General features: G+C 49.4%; 8 protein-coding genes and 1 tRNA gene. All 9 read left to right on the top strand.

Features of this window, described 5'->3' with window-relative positions:
* The first annotated feature begins 178 nt into the window (after positions 1–178).
* The 9 genes from EC840_RS20930 (at position 179) to EC840_RS20890 (ending at position 6756) form a co-directional block, all read left to right on the top strand.
* Positions 179–255: transfer RNA gene (locus EC840_RS20930), tRNA-Asp, on the top strand.
* A gap of 442 nt (positions 256–697) precedes the next feature.
* Positions 698–1426 (top strand): beta-ketoacyl synthase chain length factor, encoded by a 729-nt coding sequence (locus tag EC840_RS20925; RefSeq protein ID WP_132966898.1) that lies wholly within the window; start codon positions 698–700, stop codon positions 1424–1426.
* Positions 1423–2235, top strand: a complete 813-nt coding sequence (locus tag EC840_RS20920; protein WP_113877932.1) for a lysophospholipid acyltransferase family protein — start codon at positions 1423–1425, stop codon at positions 2233–2235. The genes EC840_RS20925 and EC840_RS20920 overlap by 4 nt, the downstream gene beginning before the upstream one ends.
* A gap of 3 nt (positions 2236–2238) precedes the next feature.
* A complete protein-coding gene (locus EC840_RS20915; protein WP_112290822.1) occupies positions 2239–2496 on the top strand; it encodes a phosphopantetheine-binding protein in 258 nt (85 codons plus the stop codon).
* Between the two features lie 10 nt (positions 2497–2506).
* A complete protein-coding gene (locus tag EC840_RS20910; protein ID WP_112290820.1) occupies positions 2507–2761 on the top strand; it encodes an acyl carrier protein in 255 nt (84 codons plus the stop codon).
* Positions 2762–2766: 5 nt separating this feature from the next.
* Complete coding sequence (locus EC840_RS20905) at positions 2767–3354, top strand: hypothetical protein (protein ID WP_181955585.1); 588 nt, start codon at positions 2767–2769, stop codon at positions 3352–3354.
* Entirely contained in the window at positions 3324–4703 is a 1380-nt protein-coding gene (locus EC840_RS20900) for an AMP-binding protein (protein WP_243701107.1), read from the top strand. The genes EC840_RS20905 and EC840_RS20900 overlap by 31 nt, the downstream gene beginning before the upstream one ends.
* Positions 4700–5044 carry a hydroxymyristoyl-ACP dehydratase gene (locus EC840_RS20895; protein WP_132966894.1) on the top strand — a complete coding sequence of 115 codons (345 nt, stop codon included), beginning with the start codon at positions 4700–4702 and terminating at the stop codon, positions 5042–5044. The genes EC840_RS20900 and EC840_RS20895 overlap by 4 nt, the downstream gene beginning before the upstream one ends.
* Positions 5041–6756 carry a glycosyltransferase family 2 protein gene (locus EC840_RS20890; protein WP_132966910.1) on the top strand — a complete coding sequence of 572 codons (1716 nt, stop codon included), beginning with the start codon at positions 5041–5043 and terminating at the stop codon, positions 6754–6756. The genes EC840_RS20895 and EC840_RS20890 overlap by 4 nt, the downstream gene beginning before the upstream one ends.
* Position 6757: the final 1 nt, after the last annotated feature.

The following is a 6757-nucleotide window of genomic DNA, read 5'->3' as shown; positions in this document are numbered from 1 at the left end:
ATGCCGAACTCAGAAGTGAAACGCCGTAGCGCCGATGGTAGTGTGGGGTCTCCCCATGTGAGAGTAGGGAACTGCCAGGCATCAAATTAGTAAAGAACGTGTTCCTTTTCCCGTGACAAGGAAAATAACAGGAACAAGCAGGTATCAGCCGATTGCTGATGCGTGTGAAAGAACCGGTGGAGCGGTAGTTCAGTTGGTTAGAATACCTGCCTGTCACGCAGGGGGTCGCGGGTTCGAGCCCCGTCCGTTCCGCCACTTATTGCATAACCCCTGAATCGAAAGATTCAGGGGTTTTTTGCATATGTTTTTTAGAATTCCAGAGCTAAAACGAATTTAACCTTCGTATAATTTTCTTATTCTCAGATAATCTCGCCCGATATTTATAAAACTGGTTATTACTTCGGTTAAATAGCCTTAATTAACCCGGAATAACTATTTTTACACAATGGTAATTGTTATCAGTTATATTATTTCCTATTCAATAAGCTCAGAAGTTTAACGTTAATCTCCTGTCTCAATAAGTAGTTCGTTTTAAGTTTGTTTATATTAGGATGAATAAGTGGAGATAAAAAATAACTTGTTGTGGAATCTTAAGTAAAATCTATAGTTCAGAGTTATATGTCCACAAATTACAGATGCAACTTTCAATAAAATATCATAGAGTCATATTTCTAATAATTCACAAAGATCACTCATCATGAAATTCACACTGGATATGCTTGACTGGCGGGCTCTTGCTCCGGGAGTTAACAGTTGCGAACACTGGATCCAGTGGTTCCACCGGCCTGAGGCAGATAAATTCTCGGGTGAAATCCCTAAAAGCACGCAAATTCCCATGATGACTGCGCGTCGTATGAGTATCGGAAGTCGTTTTGCAGTGGATACCGGTCTTTCATTGCTCGAAAATTATAAAGTCGACGCTGCTATTTTTACCAGTCGTCACGGTGAGCTCGAAAAAACAGGGCGAATTTTGCATAATTTAGCGAATGAAGAGCCTGTTTCGCCGACAGAGTTTTCGATGTCAGTACACAATACCGCGGCGGGTTGGTTAACCATTACCGATAAAAAACCTTTGCCAGTCACCTCATTAGCCGCGGGACATGATAGTTTTCAACAGGGAATACTTGAAGCACAATCAATGTTATCTGCGGGGGCTTCCCGCGTTATGCTGGTCGATTTCGACGGACAAATTCCTGCGATATATAATGAATCGGTAAATTCTGAGTTTCTTCCTTATGCGGTAGCAATAATATTAACGGCTGGCAATACTTTGCAGTGTGAGCGTGTTTCTATGCCCGGTGAACATCAGATAGTGCCTCTTGCGCAGAGTCTTCAATTCCTGCGCGGTTATCTTTCATCTTCCCCTTCATTTGAGGTGAATGCAGGTAATCGTCACTGCTGGCAATGGTCACGTGACATGCAATGAGAGAATCTCAATTGAACCAAGGGGTGTCTTCTCTGGCGAACCGTATCTGGAGATGGTTGGCGACCGGATTCTTTTTCGCACTTTTCGGAATTGGCGGACTGTTGCTTTCGCTTATCTGGTTTAATCTGTTGCGGCTTATCATACGCCAGCCAGACAGATTGCACCGCATGACGCTGAACAGTATCCGCAGCAGCTTTCGGTTTTTCCTCGGCGGATTGCGCCTGGTTGGGGTGATGGATTACCGTTTTACAGGTGATGAAAAGTTTCAACAGGATACCGGCTGTCTGATCGTGGCAAATCATCCCAGCTTGCTTGACTATGTCATTCTGGCCTCACAAATGCCGCGCTGTGATTGCATTGTCAAACAAGCTTTGCTGAAAAACCCGTTTCTGAGTGGCGTGATTAAAGCTGCCGGATATCTGGTTAACTCCGGATCGGATACGCTGCTGCAGGCTTGTGAAACACGCCTGCAAGCGGGAGGAACGCTGCTGATCTTCCCCGAAGGTACACGTACCGTGCCTGGCGAGCCGTTAACTTTACAGCGTGGTGCGGCAAACATTGCGCTGAGAGCAAATTGTGATGTAAGAATTGTTCATATTACCTGTCAGCCGCCTATGCTGACTAAACGGGGAAAGTGGTATCAAATTCCCTCGGTAAAACCTCAGTTTGTTATTACTGTTGCCGATAAGGTAAAAGCTGAAGACTTTCTCTATGAAAGCGATCTTTCGCCGGCTCTGGCTGCAAGACGTCTGACACAACATTTGCGCACTGAGCTGATGCGTGGAAATACTCAAGATAATGAGAAATAAGTCATGGATTCATTAAGTAACGACATTAAAGTCCTGATCATCACGACGCTTAATCTGGAAGGTATGACACCAGATGAGATAGAAACTCAGGCGCCGCTTTTTGGTGACGGTTTGGGGCTGGACTCCATTGACGCTCTTGAACTGGGCCTGGCGTTGAAAAAACAATACGGTGTGATCCTTTCGGCTGAAAATCAGGAAATGCGCGAACATTTCTATTCCGTTGAAAGTCTGGCCAGATTTATATCAGTACAGCGTGGTTAAAGAGATTCCTATGCAGAAGCAAGAAATTTACCAGCAAATTAGCGTCCTATTAATCAAGCTATTTGAAATTGATGAAAGTGATATCAGTCCGCAAGCGAAGCTTTATGAGGATCTGGAATTAGACAGTATTGATGCTGTGGATCTGGTTGTTCATTTGCAAAAGATAACGGGCAGAAAGATTAAACCTGAAATGTTCAAGTCTGTAAGAACAGTTCAGGATGTTGTTGATGCGATTGATGAATTGCTTAACACGCCTGAGTCCTGATATTTGTGAATAAGCTCCGGCATTTATCATTCCCATTGCTGGCAAAAATTGCCCGATGGGCAATGCCGTTGGCGGTGATTGCTTATCCGATAGCCGTTTGGTGCGGATTAAAAAATTGGGGAACTGGCATTCTGGCACCTTTGCTGATCGCCATATTTATTCTGCGGTTACTGACTTTTCGCGGAAAATTATCCCAGCTTACTTTTTTTGGAAAAGCGATTGCCATCGTGGGGATCGTGCTGGTGGCAACCAGCGTTTTGCTCCGCGAAACATCAATGTTGCTGTATTACCCGGTCGCGGTGAATGCATTATTGCTGGGAGTATTTTTCAGCTCTCTCTATGCCCGGCAATCTCTGGTTGAGCGACTTGCCCGTTTAAGCGAACCGGAATTACCGCCACGGGGCGTGATGTATACACGTCGGGTTACGCAAGTCTGGTGTGTTTTCTTTTTATGTAATGGGTCAATGGCCTTATATACCTGCCTGAAAGGCGATACGGATTTATGGGCTCTTTATAACGGCGGGATCAGTTATCTGCTGATTGGCTTATTGATGGGTATTGAATGGATAGTCAGAAAGCGTCTGCGTCAGTGATAACCCTGCCGATGTGTAAATGGTTGAGCGCGGAAAGATCTGAGGATCATCTCGTCGCATGGAATGAAAGCCATGAATGGCGGCAACACGAGTTTCGTCGCGATGTGCTATCTCTTCTTGCTGGGCTCCGCAGAACTTCTCATAGCCGTTGGGCGCTATGTCTGGAAGATAACTATTCTTTCGCGGTCGCCCTGCTGGCGGTGATTTACAGCGGAAAAACGCCGGTTCTGCCAGGTCATTTTCGTCCTGCGGTATTAGCTGAACAGCAAAGTGAATTTGATGCGCTGATTACCGATCTCCCTTTGTCACCGGATTGCCCGGTACTGCGTTTCCCGCTTGCGCTGCAAGAGACTTTGACGGTTCTGCCACCATGGCCGCAAGATGCCTCAGTCATCCTGTTTACTTCCGGTTCGACGGGGAAACCACAAAAAATCGTCAAGCCGGTTTCCTGTCTGGAACTTGAAAGTCAGTGGCTCGGCGCACGCTGGGGAATAGAATTTGCTGACGCGCGTTTTGCCGCCACCGTTGCCCCTCATCATATGTATGGCCTGAGTTTCGCTTTCATGTTGCCGCTTTCTCTGGGACTGCCGTTTGCGACCACCAGCGTTAAATATCATGAGCAATTACACTCTCTGGCTTCCGTACATTCTCTGGTTTTCATCAGCAGCCCTGCATTTTTGGAAAGACTGGATCCGGCGCTGAATACGCCAAAACTCCGGCACGTTTTTTCAGCTGGCGGACCGCTGAAACATGAGGCTGCACGCTTAGTCGCACAAACCTGTGGCGACGTGCCGACGGAAATCTATGGCACGACAGAAACCGGTGTTATCGCTTTTCGGCAGCAGCATCAGCCAGAACAGGTCTGGACGCTGTTTGGAGATATCGTCTTTTCGCTCAGCCCTGATGGCAATACTTCCCTGATTTCGCCACTGATTTCGCCTTCGTGCTGCTTCAAGCTCAGCGATGAGATTCGAATGTTGCCTGCCGACCCGTGTCATTTTGAGTTGCTGGGTCGCAAAGACCGGATCGTTAAAATAGCCGAGCAACGGGTCTCCCTGACTGAAATAGAACAACGTTTGTGCCAGCTGGATCTTCTTTCAGAGGCCAGCGTGCTGACTGTTGAAAAGCGCGGGCGGGTTTATGTGGCTGCCGTGCTGGTGTTAAGCCGCAGCGGAGAACAGTTACTGGATGCGCAAGGTCAGGTAGCGCTGCTGGATAATCTTCGTCAGAGCCTGCGCAGCTGGATATCGCCCGTTGCGCTGCCACGATACTGGCGCATTGTTCCGGCGATCCCCCTTAACCAGCAAGGCAAGCGCTCGGCTGCTGAACTACAGGAGATGTTTTTATGATTATGCCTGACGTGTTGAACCAGCAACTCACCAGCGAAACCGGCCTGCTTCTTACGTTCAGGTTGCCTGCACAATTACTCTGGTTCAGGGGCCATTTCCCGTCGTCGCCAATCCTTCCTGGTGTGACACAGGTTAACTGGGTCATGAACTACGCAGAAACGATTTTGGGAATGAATAAAGCGTTTGCTGGTATGGAAGTGGTGAAGTTCCAGCGGCCACTTTTACCTGAAGAAACCGTAGATTTGCACATCGACTGGCTTAAAGAAAAAAACCAGCTGGTATTCCGGTATAGCGTAGCTGATGCCGTCGCCAGCAGTGGGAAAATCACATTATGTCCATGATGCCGCCAGCCCCATTTTCTCCCTGCCTGATTATTCCGTGCTACAACCACGGGCCGATGATGGCCGGTGTTTTGGAAAGTCTCCGGCCGTTCGATCTGCCCTGTATCGTGGTGGACGATGGCAGCGACGCGCAAACGGCAGACGAGCTACAACGTCTGGCTTGCATCACACCATGGATGAGTCTGACGCGCTTACCGGCAAATCAGGGAAAGGGTGGTGCCGTGATGGCGGCGCTGCGGCTGGCTGCTGAAAAAGGCTTCACTCATGCACTGCAGGTTGACGCCGACGGTCAGCATCAGCTTTCTGACGTCCCCGCAATGCTGGCGGAAGCCAGAAGCTACCCGGATTGTCTGATCTCCGGTCAGCCGGTTTACGATGACAGCGTGCCGAAATCGCGTCTTTATGGCCGCTATATCACGCATTTCTGGGTATGGGTCGAAACCCTGTCATTCTCAGTAAAAGACAGCATGTGCGGCTTCCGCGTTTATCCTCTCAGGCCTTGCCTGCAACTGATGGAGAAAAAGACGCTGGGTTTGCGGATGGATTTCGATACGGAAATCATGGTGCGTCTTTACTGGCAGGGCACGCGCAGTCGTTTCCTGCCCACGCGGGTGACTTACCCCGAAGACGGCCTCTCGCATTTCGATGCCGTAAAGGACAACCTGCAAATTTCCTGGATGCACACCCGGCTGTTTTTTGGCATGTTGCCGCGCATTCCTTATTTGCTGCGCCAGCGTAAAGACCGGCCGGAACACTGGTCAGTGACTCAGGAACGCAAAGGATTATGGGGCATTCGCCTGATGCTGGCGGTTTACCGGATGCTGGGTTACAAAGCTTTTCGTCTGCTACTTTATCCGGTCATCACTTATTTTTGGCTCACTGGCCGCAAACAGCGCAATGCCTCTGCGGACTGGCTTGAACGTGTCCGCACTATAGCCGCACAGCGCAACATTTCCTTGCCTTATCCGCTGAGTACGTTCCGCCATTTCATGCGCTTTGGTGAATCTATGCTGAGTAAACTGGCGAGCTGGCAGGGCGATAAAACTCTGACTGATCCGGTGCTGGTCAATCCCGAAATTTGTGAATCACATATTGCCTCCGGCCGTGGCACGCTGATCCTCGCTTCACATCTGGGCGACATCGAATCCTGCCGGGCGATTGGTGCGCTCAATTACCGGATCACCGTCAATGCGCTGGTGTTTACCGAACACGCCGAGCGGTTCAATCAGGTGATGAAAGAAATTAATCCGCAGGCGGTGGTTAATCTCATTCAGGTCAGCCAGATGGGGCCGGAAACGGCTATTTTATTGCAGGAAAAACTGGATGCTGGTGAATGGGTAGCGATTGTCGGTGACCGCACGTCTGCCAGCCAGCATCAGCGCGGTGAGCATTCCCGCATCATTTACAGCGAGTTTCTGGGCCAGCCCGCGGCCTTCCCGCAAGGGCCTTTTATTCTGGCTGCGGCGTTGCGTGCGCCGGTCATGCTGATGTTTGGCATCATGCAGCAACAGCGGCTGCATATTTACTGTGAATCTTTTGCGGATCCCCTGATCCTTCCGCGCGGCAAGCGTCTGCCTGCGCTGCAGGCCGCTGTCGATCACTATGCCACACGGCTGGAACATTACAGCCTGCTCGCGCCGCACGACTGGTTCAATTTTTATGATTTCTGGCAGCATCCCGCGGATGTCGCCCCTGACAGGAAACCTGACTGAT

Origin of the sequence: Rahnella sp. JUb53 (assembly GCF_004346065.1) — a bacterium.
Classification (GTDB): domain Bacteria; phylum Pseudomonadota; class Gammaproteobacteria; order Enterobacterales; family Enterobacteriaceae; genus Rahnella; species Rahnella variigena.
This window is presented reverse-complemented; position numbering and strand designations above follow the sequence as displayed.

What these genes read in the sequence shown, in the direction of transcription:
- EC840_RS20890 (WP_132966910.1), top strand. Translation starts at nt 5,041, where the DNA reads ATGATGCCGCCAGCCCCATTTTCTCCCTGCCTGATTATTCCGTGCTAC.
- EC840_RS20910 (WP_112290820.1), top strand. Translation starts at nt 2,507, where the DNA reads ATGCAGAAGCAAGAAATTTACCAGCAAATTAGCGTCCTATTAATCAAG.
- EC840_RS20925 (WP_132966898.1), top strand. Translation starts at nt 698, where the DNA reads ATGAAATTCACACTGGATATGCTTGACTGGCGGGCTCTTGCTCCGGGA.
- EC840_RS20920 (WP_113877932.1), top strand. Translation starts at nt 1,423, where the DNA reads ATGAGAGAATCTCAATTGAACCAAGGGGTGTCTTCTCTGGCGAACCGT.
- EC840_RS20900 (WP_243701107.1), top strand. Translation starts at nt 3,324, where the DNA reads ATGGATAGTCAGAAAGCGTCTGCGTCAGTGATAACCCTGCCGATGTGT.
- EC840_RS20895 (WP_132966894.1), top strand. Translation starts at nt 4,700, where the DNA reads ATGATTATGCCTGACGTGTTGAACCAGCAACTCACCAGCGAAACCGGC.
- EC840_RS20915 (WP_112290822.1), top strand. Translation starts at nt 2,239, where the DNA reads ATGGATTCATTAAGTAACGACATTAAAGTCCTGATCATCACGACGCTT.